A 16768-nucleotide genomic window follows, 5' to 3' on the forward strand; every position below is an offset into this window, starting at 1 on the left:
GGCCAGGGCGGAACATGGACGCCGTTACCCCTGAACATGAGTTGTCTTTTTTCTGCGCCGCATCGTGGGCGGCTCGCTCGCGCGGCGCGAGAGCGACGCGGAGCGGCTAGCGAGCTCATGAATGACGAAGGCCGGAGTGCCTCAGGTGGGGCGAACTGCCCCGTGCCGGCCGCGTCAAATTCAGGAGAACTTGCCTTCTCGGACGAAACCGAGCCGCGCGAGGTCGCCTGCGGCGGATAAGGAATGTGGGCGGAGGTGCTCAGTCGCCGCGGGCGCTCGTCGGGCCGCCGCTCGGGGGCTCTGCCGAGCGCTCGGTCGGGCGCTCTGCCGGAGACCCTGCGGGTCGCTGGATTCCGAGCCGCCGCAGCTTCCGGTAGAACGTCGCCCTCGACATGCCCGCGTCGCGCGCCGCCTGCAGCGCGTTCCAGCCGGTGCGCTCGAGGGCGGCGAGCAGCGCGGCGCGCTCGTCGGGGAGGGAGCGGGGCGCGCCGCGGCCGCCGCCTTCGCGCGCGCGCGGGAGGTCCACGTCGTCGGGGCCGATCCTGCGGCCGTCGCAGAGCACGACGGCCTTCGTGATCACGTTCTCCAGCTCGCGCACGTTGCCGGGCCAGCCGTGCTGGCCGAGCCGCCGCAGCGCCTCGCGGGAGAGCTGCGGCGCCGGGCGGCCGAGCTGCTCCGCTGCGCGGCGCACGAAATGGAGCGCGAGCTCCGGCAGGTCCTCCAGCCGGTCGCGCAGCGGCGGCAGCCGGATCTGCACCACGGCGACGCGGTAGTAGAGGTCCTCGCGGAAGCGCCCGCGCGCGGTCTCGGCGAGCAGATCGCGGTTCGTCGCGCAGACGAGGCGGAAGTCCACGCGCACGGCCTCGGCGCTGCCGACGGGGCGGACCTCGCGCTCCTGGAGCACCCGGAGCAGCTTCGCCTGCACCTCGAGCGGCATCTCGCCGAGCTCGTCGAGGAACAGCGTCCCGCCGCGCGCGGCGACCACGAGGCCGGTCCGGTCCCGGTCGGCCCCCGTGAACGCGCCGCGGACGTGGCCGAAGAGCTCGGACTCGAGCAGCGCGGCGGGGAGCGCGGCGCAGTTGATCCCCATGAACGGGCCGCTCTTGCGCGGGCCGGCGAAGTGGATGGCGCGCGCGACGAGCTCCTTGCCGGTGCCGCTCTCGCCGGTCACGAGCACGCTGACCGGCGTGTCGACCACGCGGTCGAGCGTCGCGAACACCGCGCGGAGGGCGGGGCCGCGCCCCACGATGGCGCCGTAGTCGTAGCGGTGCTCCAGGGCTTGCTGGCGGACGAGCACCTCCTCTTGCAGCCGATCGATCTCGGCGGCCTGTCCGCGCAGGAGCTCCTCGACGCGGCGCCGCTCGGCCTCGAGCTCCACGGTGCGGCGGCGCAGGTCGTCGACGAGCCGCGCGTTGCGCAGCGCGAGCGCGACCTGGTCGGCGAAGGCGAGGAGCAGGTCGACGTCGGCGGGGGCGAAGCGGGCGCGCCGGAAGCGGTTGTCGAGGTAGAGCGCGCCGAGCACGCCGTCCGGCGAGCGGATCGGCACGGCGATCACGGAGCGGAGCCGCATCGCGTGCACCGACGCGTGCTCGCGGAACCGCGGATCGTCCTGGGCGTCCACGGTGACGACGGGCTCCTGCGCCGCGATGGCGCGCTCGGCGATGCTGTAGCTGAACTTGAGGTGGCTCCTGCCGACCTTCTCGCGGTCGACGTTGCGCGCGACGGCCACGCGCAGCTCGCCGCCGGGCTGCTCGAGCAGCACGAAGCCGCGTTCGGCGGCGGTGAGGTCGATCGCGGCGTCCATGGCCATCGCGAGGATGTCGGCGATCTCGACGGAGGAGTTGAGCTTGCGGAACATCGCGAGGAGCCGCTCGAGCTTGGCGGCGCGCTCGGTCGCGGGCTGCGCCGCGGGGCCGGCGGCCGCCCCGGGCGGGGCTGCGGCGTCGGCCGGGGCGGGCCGAGCGGCGCGGCGCCGGGGGTGCATCCAGAAGGCGTGCTGGAGGGCTTCCGGCAGCGAGCGCGCCATGGCGGTCCAGGCGGCGGTGGCGCGCTGCCGCTGCGCCGCCGCGGCCTCGGGCTCACCGGCGAGCTCGGCGGCGTCGGCGAGCGCCAGGCGGACGTCCGCGATGAGGTCGGGCTGGGCGGCGCGCTCGGCGAGGCCGAGGGCGCGCTCGAGGAGCTCCCGGGCCGCGGCGAGGTCCTGACCGAGGTTGGGCCGACCGGGGTTGGGGGCGGGCTGACCGGGGTTGGGCTGACCCAGGTTGAGCTGACCGGGGTTGAGGACGGACTGACCGGGGTTGGGCTGACCCTGACCCAGGTTGAGCTGACCGAGGTTGAGGGCGGGCTCGGGCTGACCGGGGTTGGGCTGACCCTGACCCAGGTTGAGCTGACCGGGGTTGGGGGCGGGCCGACCCAGGTTGAGCTGACCGGGGTTGGGGGCGGGCCGACCCAGGTTGGGCCGACCCAGGTTGGGCCGACCCAGGTTGGGCCGACCCAGGTTGGGCCGACCCAGGTTGGGCCGACCCAGGTTGGGCCGACCCAGGTTGGGCCGACCCAGGTTGGGCCGACCCAGGTTGGGCCGACCCAGGTTGAGCCCGCCCTGACCCAGGTTGGGCTCCCCCGGCTCGGCGCCCGCTTGACCCAGGTTGCCGCCCCCCTCACCGCCGTCCCCGTCGAGCAGCGCCAGCCGCCCCTCCAGCAGCGCCGCGCGCGCCCCCAGGTCGGGCGCCTCCCGCACCGCCCCGTGCTCGCGCGCCCGGGCCAGCGCCGCGCGCGCGTCGCCCAGCGCCCCGCGCGAAAGGTGCGCCCGGCACAGCTCCAGCTCCTCCTCCACCACCTCGCGCTGCGCGCCCTGCGCCTCGAACCCCCGCCGCGACCGCTCGAAGCAGCGCGCCGCCTCCTCGGCATCCCCGGCCGCCAGCGCGCAGTCCCCGAGCACCGACGCCGCGGCCGCCGCGAAGAACGGCGCCCCCCGCCGCGCGGCCTCCGTCTCCACCCGCGACGCCACGCGCCCGGCCCGCTCGAACGCCCCCACGTCCGCCCAGAGCTTCGCCAGATCGAAATCGAGCACCAGCACCAGGTCCGCCTGCCCCAGCGCCGACGCGAGCCGCGCCCCGCGCTCGTACGCGGCGAGCGCCTCCCCCAGCTCGCCCGACTGGTGGCACGCCGTACCCACGTTGAGGCTGCAGCGCGCCACCAGATCCCCGAGCCCGTGCTCCTCCGCCGTCGCGAGCGCCTGCCGGTAGCCGACGAGCGCCGCCTCGACCTCCCCCGCGCGGAACGCGTCGATCGCCTGGTACGACAGCGCGCGCACGAGCGCCCGCGGCGCGCGCCGGTCCCGGTGCAGCCCGGCCGCCAGCCCGAGGTGCAGCCCCGCGAGCCGCCGCTCGCCGAGGTAGCTCGCCGCGACCCCCACGTCCTCGTGCAGGCTCGCCAGCACCTCCGGCTCGTCGCACCACGCGAGCGCCGGCTCCGCCCGCGCCCGCGCCTCCGCGTGCGACCCGAGCCTCAACAGCGCCCGGCTCGCGAGATCGGCGAGGCACGCGCGCTCGCGCGGCGCGAACGACGGCGCCTCCCCGGAGCCCTGCTCCGCCTCCTCGAGCCGCGCGAGCGCCGCCGTCGGATCCCCGAGCTCGAGCAGGCACGCGCCGAGCCGCACGAGCGCCGGCCCCTGCCGCGCCCCGAGCGCCGCGGCCTGCCCCTCCGCGAGCAGCTGCTCCAGCACCTCGCGCGCCCGCGCCGCGCGCCCGCCCCGCTGGAGCGTCGACGCGATCTCGAGCCGCGTCTCCGCCCCCGTGGCCGCCTCGAGCAGCGCCTCGGCCGCCGCGGCCCACGCCCCCGGGTCCGCCTCGCGCTCGGCGCGCCGCCCGAGGAACAGGCGCTCGGCCGCCGCCGTGTCGCCCGACAGCGCGAGGTGCAGCGCCTGCTGCTCGACCCGCGCCGGGAACGCCGCCGCCGCCCGCGCGTGCGCCGCGCGGACCGCCTCGCCGCCGAGCGCCGCCAGGAGCGCCGCGATCGGCCCCGCCCGCGTCAGCGTCCAGCCCCCCGCCGAGCGCGCCGCGACGCCGCGGGCCGCGAGCTCGGCGAGGTGCGCGACCGGCAGCCCGAGCGACGGCAGCGCCTCGTCCGCCGCCGCGCCGCCCAGCACGGCCAGCGTCGCCACCGCGTCGCGCAGCGGCCGCCCGAGCCCCCGGAGCCGCAGCGCGTACCGCGCGCTCGCCCCCGGCGTCGTCGCGTCGAGCCCCGCGAGGTCCCCGCTCTCGGCGAGCCGCCCCGCGGTCACCACCAGATCCGCGGGCCACCCGGCGCTCGCGCGCAGCACCGCCTCGGTCGCGTCGCCCAGCCCGATGGCGTCCATCCAGCGCTGCACCGCCTCGCGCCCGAGCGGCGGCAGCGCGACCTCGCGAGCGCTCCGCCCCGCCTCCGCGGCCACCGCGGCGAGCGGCGCCCGGCCCCCGCCGTGCGGGATGCGCTCCGCCGCGAGGAGCAGCACCGGATCGTCGGGACCCAGCAGCCGGACCAGCGCCTCGAGCATCTCCCGGTCCGCCCCGCCCACCTCGTCGGCGTCGTCGAGCACGAGCACCAGCGGCTCCGCCCCCGAGCCCGACCGCGCCCGGGTCAGGCGCTCGTGCGCGCGCAGCGCGCCGAGCGCGCCCGCGGGGAGCGCCTCCTCCCCGGTCGCGCGGCCGAGCATCGAGCGGACCGAGCCCACCTGCGCCCCGGCCCGCGCGAACCCCTCCACGGCCTCCATCCTGAGCTCCGCGCTCCACTTCGCCTCGCGCAGGAGGCGGCTCTTCCCGCAGCCGGGCTCCCCGGCGATCACGCACAGCCGCGGCCCGCTCTCCCCGCGCTCCAGCGCGGCGAGCGCCTCGGCGACCGCACCGAGCTCGGCGTCGCGGCCGACCAGGTGGGGCGGCTCCGGCGGCGGCGGGGCCAGGGCGCGCGGCGACGCGCCCACCCAGTCGAGCACCTCGCCCGCGTCGGCCGGGCGGTCGCGCGGCTCGGGCCGCACGAGGCGCTCGGCGAGCGCGGAGATCGCCTCCGGCAGCGGCTCCGCGAGCAGCGGCGCGATCGCGCCGAGGGTGCGGCCGAGCGCGAACAGGTCCGCGCGCCCGTCGGCCGCCTCGCCGCGGATCACCTCGGGCGCCACGTAGCCCTGCGTGCCGGAGATCCCGTCGTCGGGCCGCTCGCCGACCCGCGCCGCGCACGACAGATCGATCAGCACCGCGCGCCCCGACGCGTCGACGAGGATGTTGGCCGGCTTCACGTCGCCGTGCCGGATGCGCGCCCGGTGGAGGAAGCGCAGGGCGTCGAGCACGTCGACGATCGCGGCCCGCACCTCCTCGAAGCGCCGGCCCGTCACGTACGCGTCGAGCGGCGCACCGAGCACCGCCTCCGACGTGAAGTAGAAGCGCGGCTCGCCGGTCTCCCGGAGCATGCCGAAGTCGTGCACCCGGACGAGGTGGGGATGGAACAGGCCCGCCAGCATCCTGAACTCGCCGCGGAACGCCGCCCGCTCCGCGCTGCGCGCGCGGCCGAGCAGCTTGAGACAGATGTCGCGGCCGAGCGCCTCGTCGCGCGCGAGCCACGCCGTGGCCAGCCCCCCCCGGCCCAGCGGGCGGATCAGGCGGTAGCGGCGGGCGACCAGGGTCCCTTCGGCTGGGATCATCCGCGCAGTGTCTCACGGATGTGCCACCTGAGACAGTGAGACGATCGATGAGACACTTTCGCCTGCGATTTCAAGACGATTTCCGATGTTTTTCCGTCGGCACCAGGTTTGCTTTAGGCTCGGGCATGGCGATGCGGACTACAGGCAGACACGGGGACCGGCGGGGCGCGGTCGTCTCGGCGCTCCTCGCGGTGCTCCTCGGCGGCTGTGTCGTGAGCCCGCAGCCGAGCCCGCCCGTCCACGATCCTATCCTCGACGGGGCGCTCGTCGGCGTGAAGGACGAGGTCATGGTGCTGGGCGACCAGATCGCGCTCGAAGGGAAGCCGGGCGCGGTCAGGCCGGCGGAGGGCGTGATCGTGGTGACGAACCTCGACACCCTCGACGCGCCGGTGGTCGCGGACGTGAACCCCGACGGGAGCTTCATCGCCACCGTGCTCGCCCGGACCGAGCACGTCCTGCGGATGCAGGTGAAGCAGGGCGAGCTCCGGTCGGAGCCGGCGGATCTGCGGCTCGCGGGGCCCAGCTCGACCGAGAAGACGCTCGATCACCTGCCGTGTCTCGAGCTCACGCCGGGCGCGTGGGTCACGTTCGAGGCCGAAGGCGGCTCCCGCGACGTGGTCGTCCGCAACGCGTGCGCCGAGGACGTGTCCATCGAGGCGCCTCGACTGCGCCGCGGCGGCGCGCCGTTCAGCGTCAGCCCGGAGGCGCCGTTCGTGGTGCCGCCGGGCGGGTCCACCGTCGTCACCGTGCGCGCGGACGGTGACGGGGAGGAGCGCGAGGACGTGCTCTTCCTCGACGTCACGGCGCCCGAGCCCGGGCGCCGCGCGCTGACGCTCACGCTCCCCGACTGATCGGTCGGGGAAGCGACCCACGGATCACGCGCCGCGCTCGCGCGCGGCGCAAGGGCGCCCTTCCTCGGGAGGGGAGGGGCTCGTGCATGTCTATCGCCTCGCCGGCGGCGGCGAGGCCGTGTGTTGGAGGAACATCATGAACGTTCAGAATCGCATCAAGAGCAGCCGTATCGGTTCCGTTCTCTGGCTCGCGCTGTCGATGATCCCGCTCACGGTGGGCTGTCAGGTCGAGGTGGCCGGCGACGACACCGGCACAAATTCGGAGGAGGTGTCGGGCGGCGGTCACGGCCGCGCCTGCGGCGGCCTCGCCGGCCTCAGCTGTAAGAAGGGCTATTTCTGCGACTACGAGCTCGAGGCCATGTGCGGCGCGTTCGACATGACGGGCACCTGCGAGCGCATCCCGAAGGCGTGCACGGAGGAGTACAACCCGGTCTGCGGCTGTGACGGCAAGACGTATGGCAACGAGTGCGCCGCGAACGCGGCGGGCGTGTCGGTGGCGTCGCGCGGCGAGTGCGAGCCGCCCCCGGCGAAGATCTGCGGCGGCCTCGCCGGCTTCGCGTGCGACCCCGGCGAGTTCTGCGACTACGCGCCCGACGCCATGTGCGGCGCGGCCGACCAGACGGGCGTCTGCGCGCCGATCCCGGAGGGGTGCACGAAGGAGTACGACCCGGTCTGCGGCTGCGACGACAACACCTACGGCAACGCGTGCATGGCGGCCGCGGCGGGCGTGTCGGTGGCGTCGCGCGGCGAGTGCGGGTCGGCTCCGGGAGCGGTGTGCGGCACCCGCGGCGCCGCGGCGTGCGAGCCCGGGTTCTTCTGCGACTTCGCGCCCGAGGCCGCGTGCGGGGCGACCGATCTGCCGGGCGCCTGCGCGCCGATCCCGGGGGCGTGCACGTTCGAGTACAACCCGGTCTGCGGCTGCGACGGCAACACCTACGGCAACGCGTGCGCCGCGAACGCGGCGGGCGTGTCGGTGGCGTCGCGCGGCGAGTGCGCGGCCTCCGAGGTGCAGCACTGCGGCGGCCTCGCCGGCCTCGCGTGCGACCCCGGCGAGTTCTGCAACTACAGCCTGGAGGCCATCTGCGGCGCGGCCGACCAGACGGGCGTCTGCGAGACGATCCCGGAGGTCTGCGACGACAGTTATAACCCCGTCTGCGGCTGCGACGACAAGACGTACAGCAACGCGTGCAACGCGCACGCGGCGGGCGTCTCGGTGGCGCTCCGCGGCGAGTGCCCGCGCCGGTGAGGGAGCATCGCGGGGGCCGGCGGCGCCGCGCCCCCGCGGCGCCGGATCGGTAGGTGATTCGCCCCTTCGTCCCCGGGGGGCAGCCCGCGTCCGGCGGATCAGGAACGGCCGGACGGGGTTGTGCGATTGATGGGGGAGGGCACGCGGCGTATGCCTGCGCTGCCCTCCCTTTCCCCATGCAGACCTCTTCCTCGCCCTCCCGGTCGCTCCGCCGCGGGCTCGTCTGGCTGATGGCGGCGGTCGCCGGCGCCACCGTCGCGAACCTCTATTACAACCAGCCGCTGCTCGGGGACATCGCCCGCGAGCTCGGCGGCGCGGGCGGCTCGCTCGGGCTCGTGCCGACGATGACGCAGGTCGGTTACGCGGCGGGCATGCTCCTCCTCGTGCCGCTCGGCGACAGCCACGAGCGGCGGCGGCTCATCGTCGTCATGGCGGCGCTGGCGAGCCTCGCGCTGTGCGGCGCCGCGCTCGCGCCGGATCTGCCGTGGCTCATCGCGGCGAGCTTCGCGGTGGGCATCACCAGCGTGGTTCCGCAGCTGATCTTGCCGTTCGCGGCGCAGCTCGCGCCGGACGAGCAGCGCGGGCGCGTGGTGGGGATGGTGATGAGCGGCTTGCTCATCGGCATCCTCCTGTCGCGCACGGTGGCCGGCGTCGTCGGCACGCACCTCGGGTGGCGCGCGATGTTCTGGGCGGCGGCGGGGCTCATGATCGCGCTCGGCCCGGTGCTGCGCCTGGCCTTGCCGGCGCAGCCGCCGGCCGCGGCGATGTCGTATCCGGAGCTCGTGCGCTCGCTCGGGCGCCTCGCCCGGAGCGAGCCTGCGCTGCGGCTGCACTCCGCGCTCGGCGCGCTCTCGTTCGGCGCCTTCAGCGCCTTCTGGGCGACGCTCGCGCTCTATCTCCAGAGCATGCCCGCGCGCCACGGCCCGCAGGTCGCGGGCCTCTTCGGCCTCGTCGGCGTGGCCGGCGCCGCCGCGGCGCCGCTCGTGGGCCGTTATGCCGACGTGCGCGGCGATCGCCGGATCAACGCGCTCGCGCTCGGGGTGCTGCTCGCGTCGTTCGGGGTGCTCTGGCTGCTCGGAGGGTGGCTGTCGGGCATCGCGCTCGGCGTGGTGCTGCTCGATCTGGGCGCGCAGGCCAACCAGATCTCGAACCAGGCGCGCGTGTACGCGCTGCGCCCCGAGGCGCGCAGCCGGATGAACACGATCTACATGACCACCTATTTCGTCGGCGGGGCGGCCGGGGCGTGGCTCGGCACCGCCGCCTGGACGCGCTGGGGGTGGATCGGGGTGTGCGCCGCGGGCGGGGCGATGTCGGCGGCGGCGCTCGGCCTTTTGTGGGCCGGGTCCGCGCGGGCGGCGAACGGCGCGGCCGGCGGGGGCTGAGGGGCTGCGCGGCGACCTGCGCTCCTCCGGGGGACCGCGGGGAGGCGGCGGTCGCGAGGTCAGGGCGTCATCGGCAGCGCGACCAGGAGGTTCGCATTGCACATCTCGTTCTGCGTGCCCCACCCGGGCAGCACGGGGGCCTGAGCGTCGCGCGTGTCGAAGGTGCATGTCACCTGGAGCGACGAGCTCGGGTCGAGCAGCGGCGGCGTGCGGTACCAATACACGTCTTGCCAGTGGACGTCCCAGTCGTCCACGCGCGCGATGCAGGTCTCCTGCCCCTCCGACGTCACGCGGATATCGAAGGTGCGCCCGCGCTCGTGCATGTGCGGCATCACGCCGAGCACCTCGATCGGGGGCAGCGCCGGATCGAGCGTGAGCTCCGCCCGCGTCCTCTTCCACGTGTAGGCGGCGTCCTTCTGGCGGGGAGGCAGCGTGTCCGGGCCGTCCGGCTCGAAGAGGCTCGTCATGAAGCCGTCGTCCCCGATGAACACGGCGCGCCGCTCCACGGTGTCCTCGTAGCGGATCCGGAGGCGCGTCGAGTCCTCGGCGGATGCGCCCGCGTGGTCATGGAGGTTGTAATGCACCTGGACGACGAAATGGTCCTTCGAGGAGACCGGCGCCCCGGTGCCGCCGGGGAACTCGACCACGTTCTGCCCGGGCGCCCAGGCGAACAGCGGCTGGAACGGCAGCGCGTCGGACGGGCCGCCGAAGCACTCCCAGCCGGGCCGGTCCGGCGAGGCGTCGTCGAGCTCCGTCATCACATCCTGGTTCGTCTTGCCCTCCACGAGCGACGGCTCCGAGGGAGTCACCCGGTAGACCGTGAGGTGATGAACGATGGACCGGACCCCGGGCGTCACCTGATATCCGGTGATGAAGCGGTCGGTGTCGAGGCCCGGGTCCACAGGAAAGCACCGCCACTCGTCGTAGGCCGCGAGGGGATCGGCGGGGTCGGCCACGGGGGTGATCGGCGGTGTCATGTAGTCGACGCCGCCCTCGAGCGTGGGCACGGGCGGGGGGGACGGCGCGCCCGCGCGCTCCCCCTCGGCGCGCGCCCCGGTCGCCCAGCGATGGATGATATCGAGCTCCTCGGCGGTGAGCGTCGCCTCGTCCTTGAAGTCGCCGCACGAGCCGTCGTGCGCCACGAGGAACGGGGGCATGTGGCCGCCCTGCACGGCGTCGTCGATCGCGCCGGCGCGCGCCTTCGCCGAGCTGTAGTCGTCGAGGCGGAAGGGCCCGAGCCCGCCCTCCTGATGGCACGCGGTGCACTTGGATGACGTGATTGGCGCGACGTCCTCCCAGAATGTCGGCTCCGGCGCCGTCGCCGGCTCCTTGGCCGCGCACCCGAGCGAAAGCGCGAGCGGCACGGTGGCCGCCAGGCCGCGCGCGCGGAAAAGCAGGGTCTTCGATCGCATCGGTCGCCTCTCGTCGTGCTGCATCACGCGGACCTCCAGCAAACTGTTTATGACGTACACGGTATTGTGTGTGGTATACGCAGTTGTTGAATGGCTGTCAAACCCAAGCGGCGACGAAAAACTGCGACCGAGTACAGCGGAGGCGGCGACGCCGTGCGCAGCCTCGAGCTCCTCTGGGGGGTCCGGAGGCGGCCGAGCCGGGGGCCCAGGCCCGGCCTGAGCCTCGATCAGATCGTGCGGGCCGCGATCGAGCTCGCCGACGCCGAGGGGCTCTCGGCGCTGTCGATGCAGCGGGTCGCCGCGAAGCTCGGGTTCACCACGATGTCGCTGTACCGGTACGTGCCGAGCAAGGCCGAGCTCCTGGACCTCATGCTGGACACCGCGGCGGGGGAGATGTCCCTCGTCGATGGCGTCCCCGGGGGGTGGCGGGCCAAGCTCGAGGCGTCGGCGCTCGCGGACTGGGCGCTCTACCACCGCCACCCGTGGTTCTTGCACGTGACGCCGGTGCGCCCCGTGATGGGGCCGAAGGGGATGGCGGCGTACGAGGCGACGCTCCGCGCGGTCGCCGGGATCGGCCTCACCGACCGCGAGGCGCTCGCCGCCGTCCACCTCGTCGACAGCTACACCCGAGGCGCGGGGCGGCTCTCGGTGGACCGGGCCGAGGCCGAGCAGGAGACCGGCGTCACCGACGAGCAGTGGTGGTCCGAGCGCGCTTACTTCTGGGACAAGCTCTTCGACCCGGCCCGCTATCCGACGATGGCGAAGATGATGGGGTCGGGCGCGTTCGACGAGCACCCGTTCACGGAGGAGATGTTCCTGTTCGGCCTGCAGCGCGTTCTCGACGGCATCGAGGCGCTCGTCCGGTCGCGCTCTGGGCGGTGTGACGAAAGTCGCGAAACGTCACGCCCCACGGCGCAGGTTCGTGACGAAACTCCGGACCAGGCCCCGCCGCAGGACGAGGCGCCGACGTGCGCGCAGTGCGGCGGCGCGATCGACCAGCCCGCCACGGGGCGGCCGCGGGCGTACTGCTCGCGGGCTTGCCAGCAGCGCGCTTACCGGGCGCGCAACGCGTCGGAGGGGCGCTGATCGCCGCCCGTCCTGCCCGGCCGCCCGAGCAGCTGGAGGCCCGCGCTGGCCAGCGGCCTCAGCGCGCCGAGAGCAGGAAGGCCGGGGCCCACCAGTACCGGTGGAGCAGCCGTCGGTCGACGCGCGCGAAGCCGGCGTCGCGCAGCAGCGCGGCCCAGTCGTCGATGGGGTGCTCGAACGTGGTGCGGGTGGCGCCGCGGTCGACGTAGCCGAAGAGCACCGGCATCAAGAACCCCTGGGCGACCGTGTCGCGCTCGGCGCCGGCGTACTCCAAAAGCCCTTCGCGGTAGCGCTCGAGCACGTGCCGCGCGGTGTCCGGCGAGAGCGGCTCGTCCATGCGCGGCGCGTCGAACTCGGCGACGAGCAGCCGATCGCAGCGCGCGCGCGCCCAGCGGAGCAGCGCCGGCCGCTCGGCCGGGGCGATCGCGTGAAGGCAGAACGTCGCCTGCGCCACCGACCAGCGCCGCGGCGCCATGGCCGGGTCTGCAGCGAGATCCTGGAGCCGCCCCCCGAACGCCTCGACGTCGACCCCTCGGCCGGACAGCGCCGCGGCGCATCGCTCGAGCAGCGGCGCCGCCGGCTCGACGACGGTCACCCGCCGCACCGCCGGCGTCAGCGCGGGCAGCAGCGCCATCCCGTCGCCGGCGCCGATATCGAGCAGATCGAACGGCGCCTCCGGGTACTCGCCGGCCAGCGCCGCGCTGGTCTCCCGGTAGAGCGGCACGTTGCCGCCGCCGCGGATGAAGGCGGCGAACCCCTCGGCGGACACGTAGACGTTGCGCTTGCCCTCCCGGGCGACCCGCGCGAGGTGCTCCGCGGCCGCCTCGAACAGGATGTCCCCCGGCGAGGCCGCCGCGGCGCGGGCGGCGAAGGCCGCGGCGTCGGCGTAGCGCTCGTCGGAGAACGCCAGCATCGCGAGGTAGCAGAGATCCTCCGGCGACGGCGCGGCGACAGCGGCTGCCGCTGCGTCGAGCCCGGCGGCGCGATGGCGATCCCAGATCGTGTCCAGCATGGTGCTCCTTCCTGCGCGCGGCGCGGCCGGCTCGGCGCGTGGCCCCGCGCCCGCCGACCGCGCCCGCCTGTGGGTGCAGCCCGGCGAGCTTACTCGAAGCGGGGTTCACCCCCCACGAGCCGCACGCGCCTTCGCGTCGAGCCCGGCGCGGTCGTGGGGATCCCGGGCCCAGTCGAGAGGGAGCCGGGTCGCCGGGTCGATGTCCCTCTGAAACTTCGGCCCGCAGTACACCTCGGTGACCTCGATGGTCCCAACGATGTGCCGGTTGAACTCCGCGAGCTCCTCGGCGGGGACCCAGAGCTCCTCGTGCGAGCGTCCGCCCGCGATCTGCACCGGGTACCTGCGGGCGAAGTCGTCCTCGACCACGAACCGGGTCACCCACCCCGCGAACCCGGAGGTCTCATCGGTGGTGTTCCAGTCGCGGGCGATCTTGCGCGCGTACTCCGCGGTCAGCACCGGATAGAAGATGGGCTGATGCGAGAGACGCGGCGGGAAGGCCCGAAAACCGGACTCTGCGATCAGCCGGAGCTCGGCGAGGCCCACGGGGCGATACAAGATCATCGTCGTCTCTGCTCCTTCGCTACGCCCTTCGCCCGCGCCGCGGGCGCCTTCGCGGCGGCAGCGCCCTTCGCCCGCGCCGCGGGCGCCTTCGCGGCGGCAGCGCCCTTCGCCCGCGCCGCGGGCGCCTTCGCGGCGGCAGCGCCCTTCGCCCGCGCCGCGGGCGCCTTCGCGGCGGCAGCGCCCTTCGCCCGCGCCGCCGGCGCCTTCGTAGCGGCATCGCGCTTGGCCCTGGCCGCCGGCGCCTTCGCGGCCCCACCCTTGTCGAAGCGAACCTCGAACGCGCCCGCGTCCTCCTCGACGAAGCGGAGGAGCGCCTCCCCCTCCTCGGCGAGCTCCTCGCGCGCCGCCCTGGAGAGGGCCTCGAACGGCTCGATCACGAGCGTGGCCGAGGCCTTCTTCCGCTCGATGCCCCAGGTGCCGGCCACGAAGCCGTCCACGAGGAACGTCGGCAGGATGCGCAGGTTGGCCGACAGGACGATCCGCGCGCGATGCTCGCCCGCGATGATCCGCGTGCGGTCGTCGTGCGCGAGCAGGACGTTGTCGTAGTCCGGGAGAAACCGGGCCGGCGCGGCGGTGTCCGCGGGCGGCCTCGGCGCGTCGGGCAGGTCGAAGAGCTCCCGGCCCCGCTCGTCGCGGAACGTGCAGAGCTGGTCACCCAGGGATCGAAGAACGTCCTTGATCCCGGTCAGGCCGGACCACGTCTGCATGTCGGTCGCGGTCGCCGGACCGAGCGACGCGAGGTACCGGAGCACGAGCGCGCGAGGCCCGCCGCCGTCGCCGAACGGCGCGCCCAGCCAGGACGCCGCCGGGGCGAAATCCGCCGTTCCCGGGTAGGCCCACGGGGTCTCGGCGGGCACCTGGACGACCGGCAGGTTCATGCGGACCGCGAGGGCCATGGCCCGCACGTCGCCCTCGGGGTGGAGCGCGGCCAGGTGATCGCGCAGCTCGTCCATGGTCCGCGGCTCCTCGTCGAAATAGGCGCGCGCCTCGGCGACCAGACGGGCGACGTCGAGGGCGTCCGCGCGGTCGCGGAGGATCGATCGCACCGCGGCGTGGAGCACCGGCGCGATGACCGGGTGCAGCGCCAGGTAATCCTTCGCGCTCACGACGTGCAGCGTGCCGCGCAGGAACGGCGCCCGGACGACCTCGCGGCGCAGGACCAGCCGGACCAGCTCCTCGCGCCGGAACCCCTCGAGCCGCGACCAGAGCCCGATGAACGGAGGCCGCGCCAGCTGCGCCTGGAGGGCGACCAGCCGCTCGATCCCGCGGACGGCCGTGGTCCGCTCGCGCGACAGCAGCATCTGTCGCGCGAGCGTGGCCCGGTTGAGCTCTCTTCGAGTCAGCGTCGTGGTGGGCATGCCGCCCGGCGAGCTTACTCGAAACGAGGTTCACCTCCCACGAGCCGCGCGCGCCTCCGGGTCGAGCCCGGCGCGGCCCCGCGGCCTCACGGCTCGGCGCTAGCCATCGGGTGGCAGCTGCTGCACGAGAACCCGTCGGGCTGCTTCTCCGGATCGAACACGGGGACCCGGAGCACGTCGGCCATCTCGGGCAGGACCCGCTCGTACATGAAGGTGCCGAACTTCTCGCGCTCCGGGTGCGCCGGGTCCGCGACCCACTCGAAGAACGCCTCCTCGGTGCTGGGGAGCGCGGGGAGTTGCGGGTTCGGCATGGCATAAGTGCCGCCGTTCGCGTCGTCGCCGTGGCACGTCATGCAGGTCATGGTCTCGTACTTCGCGTCGTACTCCGCGAAGAGGGTCGCCATTCGCGGCAGGACAACGTCGGTCATGTACTCGGTACGCTCCTCGAAACTCATGTCCTTCCACGCGACCGGCTCCGGTTCGCCGTCCTCCCCACCGCCGCACGCGGCGACGAACAGGCACGCGACCATCGAGATGCGCTTCACGATCGTGTTGTCCCTGCTCCTCCGGCGACCTGGAGGTGGCGAGCGGTGAGGCAGCTCTGCCTCCGGCTGCGCGCCGCGCATCGCCGGTCCCAAGGTGTTCATGGCTCGCATCGTCGTGTCTCCTTCTGGCTCAAAGCCGGGCGCCCGGACGGCCCCGACCGGACGGGCGCTGGTTCTACCGTGACGACGAACGAGATGCCGCCGGATCGACACGCCTGGCGATCTCTTTTGCATGGCATGCACGATGGCGTTCAGGCGTGCACGCGCCCGAGGAAGCCTCGCGTCAGCGCCACGATCTCCGGGCCTCGCGGCGGCCGCGCCGGCGATCCCCGACGCGGAGCCGGCGCCGGACGTCGAGCTCGCCGCGGAGGAGGGAACGGACGGCGACGGAGGGATGGATCCGTCCGAGCCCCAGTGCGGCGCGTGCGCCGTGTACAGCGTGCAGGAGCAGAGGCTCTATGCGATCCTCTCGAGTCGAGCGAGGGCACGGCGCCCGACATGCACCTCGATTTCTATTCTCAGAGCCGCGGGCTCGTCGGCACCTACGTGCTCAAGTCGGGCGCGTACTTCGGCCGCGGCGAGATGGCTTATTCGGTCCCGAGGGGGCCCACGCCGGACGTGGCGCAATGGGGGGTGATGCGCTGGAGCGACAAGACCGGCGCGATCCACGACATGCTGATCCCCCTCGTGAACACGTGGCTGGGCTGGGACCACCTGAACAGCCTCTAGCCCTCCTCGCCGCCGGCGCGATGGCCGCCGGACCGCGCCGGCGCGGCGACCGGCTCATGGCGCGGGGACGCAGGTCCCGCCGCCGCAGTCGGCGGTGCAGAGCCAGTGGCCCCTGTCGGGATCGCAGGTGCACACCGACGGCGCGCACCCCTCGTCGGCGCAGATCCGCCCCTCGGGGCAGCCCTGGGTCTTGCAGCCGACCGGGCTGGGACCGTTGCACGCGGGCTCGTCGGGCACGCACGTGCCGCCGCCGCAGTCCTCGGTGCAGGCCCACGCGCCGGTCGCAGGATCGCACACGCACTCCGAGGGCGCGCACCCCTCGTCGGCGCAGGTCTGGCCCTCGGGGCAGCCCTGGGTCTTGCAGCCGACCGGGTTGGGACCGCTGCAGGTGGGCTCGTCGGGCACGCAGGTGCCGCCTTCGCAGTCCTCGGTGCAGTACCACGCGCCGGACTCTGGATCGCACCCGCAGTGCGAGGGCGCGCAGCCCTCGTCGACGCAGGTCTGGCCCTCGGGACAGCCCTGGACGTGGCAGCCGACCGGGCTGGGACCGCTGCACCTCGGCTCGTCGGGCACGCAGGTCCCGCCTTCGCAGTCGTCGGTGCAGTACCACGTGCCGGTCTCTGGATCGCACCCGCAGCGCGACGGCGCGCAGCCCTCGTCGACGCAGGTCTGGCCCTCCGGACAGCCCTGGGCGTGGCAGCCGACGGGGCTCGGGCCGCCGCACTCGGCGCCGGGGCCGCTCGACGCGCTGGCGCCATGGCCGGCGCTGCTCGCGCTGCCGCCGTCACCGTCGGCGCCGCCGCCGCCCAGAGGCGAGCTCCCGCACGCTGCGACGAGCAGCGAGAGCGCCGAGGAGCAGCAGCGTGAAAATGCGATCTTCGAGAGCCTCATGGCCAAGCCTCCTGCCGCACCACTCTA

The 16768-nt window shown here is 74.5% G+C and carries 12 protein-coding genes; 5 read left to right on the forward strand and 7 right to left on the reverse strand.

Features of this window, described 5'->3' with window-relative positions:
• Positions 1-259: 259 nt before the first annotated feature.
• Positions 260-5668: a sigma 54-interacting transcriptional regulator gene (locus tag NQZ70_RS16490; protein ID WP_129575062.1), complete on the reverse strand. Its 5409-nt coding sequence runs from the start codon at positions 5666-5668 to the stop codon at positions 260-262.
• 125 nt (positions 5669-5793) lie between these two features.
• On the opposite strand from NQZ70_RS16490, the gene NQZ70_RS16495 reads away from it, so the two are divergent.
• The 3 genes from NQZ70_RS16495 to NQZ70_RS16505 all read left to right on the forward strand — a co-directional run bounded on the left by NQZ70_RS16495 (position 5794) and on the right by NQZ70_RS16505 (position 9147).
• A complete protein-coding gene (locus NQZ70_RS16495) occupies positions 5794-6519 on the forward strand; it encodes a hypothetical protein (protein ID WP_129575063.1) in 726 nt (241 codons plus the stop codon).
• Positions 6520-6655: 136 nt separating this feature from the next.
• Positions 6656-7765: a Kazal-type serine protease inhibitor domain-containing protein gene (locus NQZ70_RS16500; RefSeq protein ID WP_165373995.1), complete on the forward strand. Its 1110-nt coding sequence runs from the start codon at positions 6656-6658 to the stop codon at positions 7763-7765.
• A 176-nt stretch (positions 7766-7941) separates the two neighbouring features.
• On the forward strand, positions 7942-9147 hold the full coding sequence (locus NQZ70_RS16505; protein ID WP_129575065.1) for an MFS transporter: 1206 nt from the start codon (positions 7942-7944) through the stop codon (positions 9145-9147).
• 59 nt (positions 9148-9206) lie between these two features.
• Here the strand turns inward: NQZ70_RS16505 and NQZ70_RS16510 are convergent, their stop codons facing one another.
• The gene (locus NQZ70_RS16510) at positions 9207-10559 is read right to left on the reverse strand and encodes a hypothetical protein (RefSeq protein ID WP_129575066.1); all 1353 of its coding nucleotides are present in this window, start codon (positions 10557-10559) and stop codon (positions 9207-9209) included.
• 90 nt (positions 10560-10649) lie between these two features.
• On the opposite strand from NQZ70_RS16510, the gene NQZ70_RS16515 reads away from it, so the two are divergent.
• A complete protein-coding gene (locus NQZ70_RS16515) occupies positions 10650-11645 on the forward strand; it encodes a TetR/AcrR family transcriptional regulator (RefSeq protein WP_165373996.1) in 996 nt (331 codons plus the stop codon).
• Between the two features lie 58 nt (positions 11646-11703).
• Here the strand turns inward: NQZ70_RS16515 and NQZ70_RS16520 are convergent, their stop codons facing one another.
• From NQZ70_RS16520 to NQZ70_RS16535, 4 genes are all read right to left on the reverse strand, one after another.
• Complete coding sequence (locus NQZ70_RS16520) at positions 11704-12657, reverse strand: class I SAM-dependent methyltransferase (protein WP_129575067.1); 954 nt, start codon at positions 12655-12657, stop codon at positions 11704-11706.
• A 105-nt stretch (positions 12658-12762) separates the two neighbouring features.
• Entirely contained in the window at positions 12763-13218 is a 456-nt protein-coding gene (locus tag NQZ70_RS16525) for an ADP-ribosylation/crystallin J1 (RefSeq protein ID WP_237245354.1), read from the reverse strand.
• A complete protein-coding gene (locus NQZ70_RS16530; protein ID WP_237245355.1) occupies positions 13215-14576 on the reverse strand; it encodes a winged helix DNA-binding domain-containing protein in 1362 nt (453 codons plus the stop codon). The genes NQZ70_RS16525 and NQZ70_RS16530 overlap by 4 nt, the downstream gene beginning before the upstream one ends.
• Before the next feature lie 86 nt (positions 14577-14662).
• On the reverse strand, positions 14663-15223 hold the full coding sequence (locus NQZ70_RS16535; protein ID WP_129575068.1) for a hypothetical protein: 561 nt from the start codon (positions 15221-15223) through the stop codon (positions 14663-14665).
• 396 nt (positions 15224-15619) lie between these two features.
• Here NQZ70_RS16535 and NQZ70_RS16540 point away from each other — a divergent pair, with 396 nt between their 5' ends.
• Positions 15620-15850, forward strand: a complete 231-nt coding sequence (locus NQZ70_RS16540; RefSeq protein WP_129575069.1) for a hypothetical protein — start codon at positions 15620-15622, stop codon at positions 15848-15850.
• A 54-nt stretch (positions 15851-15904) separates the two neighbouring features.
• On the opposite strand, the gene NQZ70_RS16545 is transcribed toward NQZ70_RS16540, so the two are convergent.
• Positions 15905-16741, reverse strand: coding sequence for a hypothetical protein (locus NQZ70_RS16545; RefSeq protein WP_129575070.1), 837 nt, complete (start codon positions 16739-16741; stop codon positions 15905-15907).
• Positions 16742-16768: the final 27 nt, after the last annotated feature.

It is taken from the genome of Sorangium sp. So ce836 (assembly GCF_028553905.1).
In the GTDB taxonomy this organism is placed as follows: Bacteria; Myxococcota_A; Polyangia; order Polyangiales; family Polyangiaceae; genus Sorangium; species Sorangium cellulosum_D.